This window comes from Methanosarcina sp. A14, assembly GCF_001729375.1.
Lineage (GTDB): Archaea > Halobacteriota > Methanosarcinia > Methanosarcinales > Methanosarcinaceae > Methanosarcina > Methanosarcina barkeri.
Map to the genome: position 1 here is coordinate 1 of NZ_LZPK01000181.1, position 2,287 is coordinate 2,287.

The 2,287-nt window shown below is 38.3% G+C and carries 1 protein-coding gene and 1 pseudogene; both read right to left on the reverse strand.

Annotated elements, in window-relative coordinates:
• Nucleotides 1-504: 504 nt before the first annotated feature.
• Nucleotides 505-1,917 carry a flippase gene (locus tag A9239_RS09415; RefSeq protein ID WP_230668905.1) on the reverse strand — a complete coding sequence of 471 codons (1,413 nt, stop codon included), beginning with the start codon at nt 1,915-1,917 and terminating at the stop codon, nt 505-507.
• Nucleotides 1,918-2,140: 223 nt separating this feature from the next.
• Nucleotides 2,141-2,287, reverse strand: a pseudogene (gene cpsB, locus A9239_RS18290) (mannose-1-phosphate guanylyltransferase/mannose-6-phosphate isomerase); the annotation flags it as partial.

A 2,287-nucleotide genomic window follows, 5' to 3' on the forward strand; every position in this document is an offset into this window, starting at 1 on the left:
GATATTGGTTAAAATGGATGAAATTTAGAATTATACAGTTTGCTCTATCTATTTATTTCTTCATATATTTTATAAAACAAACTCGGAACACCTACTATAATACTTTACATGTTTTTCAATATGCTTTCCACGCTCACAAAAACTACCCACTCTCCTCTACGTGCTTTAATTCCTCTATTGCAAGAAATTGATGCAAGTCCATCACGCTCTCCCTCTATCCATCGCATACGCGGATCGTTGATCAAGTTAAAAATTTATTGGTCCGGTGAATCATAACACCACATACAACGATTTCAAAAGGAGGGAAAGTTTGGTAGGCACTTGAGATAGCTTTACCCAGCGTTTCTGCTCTATTCCAAGTTGGAATGATGACGCTAATTTGAGTCATCTTTCTCACATTTTTATCATCTTCAAGACATATAAAGAACTTGTAAAACTTGTGAAATGTGATTTTAAACATAAATTTTAAAATTCATATTATAGTTATCGAATATAAATACTAATTCACAACCAGCCTGGCCAAACAAACCCTATTCCGACCTTCTCTATGATATCTTTCATTTCAGTGTACACTTTTTTATCAAATTTTAATATTAAAAAACCGTATGTCATTCCGCCGATAGCAACAGCCAGTATCGTAATCCATACATTGGAAAGTGGCACAAACAACCGATATACACCAACAATCACCCCCATTACAATCGAAGATATCATAATGTTAGACAGACTTTGACGCTCCAGTCTTATTGTCATATACCTAGATAAAGCATGCCAGGCGAGTAAGGCATTCAAAGTCATTGTTACCAGCGTCGCTATTGCTACTCCGTTTATACCTATGAGCGGGATAAGTATTATGTTCAATGCAATGTTTGCTCCAACACCAACTGCCGTGACCTTAAATGATTCTTGAGGATGATTCAGAGCATCCAGATACATCGTGAAAAAGTACTGGAATACATTGACAACCTGTACAGCAAGTAATATTATCAATACATAATAACCCTGGGCAAAGTCTGCACCGTAAAATGAATATAGAAGACGATCCCCCAGCAATATACCACCCAAGAGTACGGGAATTGCCAGTACCAATGAGTAGCTGATCGCACGAGGCAGTGACTCTTCAACAAAATAGAGCTCTTTGGTTTTACCCCATTGGCTGACTCTGGGCCAGAGCGTCATTCTCAGAGCATTTGAGCTAAATGCGGCAATTCCTGTGAACTGGAGTATTACTCTGTAAATTCCTACATTTTCAGTGTTCATAAAGTAACCTATGAAGATAGTATCTGCCTGTGAAAATACAAGTACTCCACTAGACGTTAAAAATAGCCAGAACGAAAATACAAATAAACTCTTTATATGCTTCCATTTGAAGCGTACTAAATACAAGTCAAAAAAACGGAATTCAATTATTGCTGCTAAGATCACACCAGCTACCATTCCCCCGACCAGACCTACGGTTTCATATCCAAGATATATTGCCGGGATCTGAATCATTACGCGTGAAATGTTGCTTATTCCCTCACAGGTGTTGCGTATTCCCATCTTGCCTTTGCCGGCAACCCCACTTGAGATTGGTCCTGCAATCGCTGAGACGAATAATAATAACAACATCCAGGCAAATATGCGTGAGTTATTAAGATCCACAAAGTAGTCTTTAAACACTAGCAAAATCAGTATTCCAGTTATCGTGAATATTAGTCGGAGTATAAAATATGCGCTAAAATACGCATTCGGATCTTCACCTTCGCTAATACGCTTAACTACGGCTCCACCAAACCCCCCATCAGTAACCATGTTAAAAATTCCATAGTATGCTAAAAACAGGAAGTATGAACCGAGAATTGAAGCACCTGCCGTATGTGCGAAGTACATGGTGCTCAAAAAGCCTATGGCTGTGAATGAGATCTGCCAGAACAATGAAATTATGCTCTGGCGTTGAATAGGATCGATTTTTAGGATATTCGAGAAAATAGCAGTTATCTTGAGCACGGTCTAAAACATCATTCATGTTTTAATTATAGTCCTGGAACCTTTAAACATTTCTTTTTACTGTTGTTAATACATATATGATTTTTCCCAATGTGCCCGTACTCACAGATTTGGGATTATATAATACCTTCTTATCCAACTGAGAATTTCCTCAGCTCCTCCCATAAACATCATCAAACCTGACAATATCCGCTTCGTCTACAAGCTCCCCTAACTGCACTTCAATAATCTCAAGCGGAATTTTTCCCGGATTGGACAATCTGTGTTTTTCACCTGCACTGATAAAAGTACTCTCGCC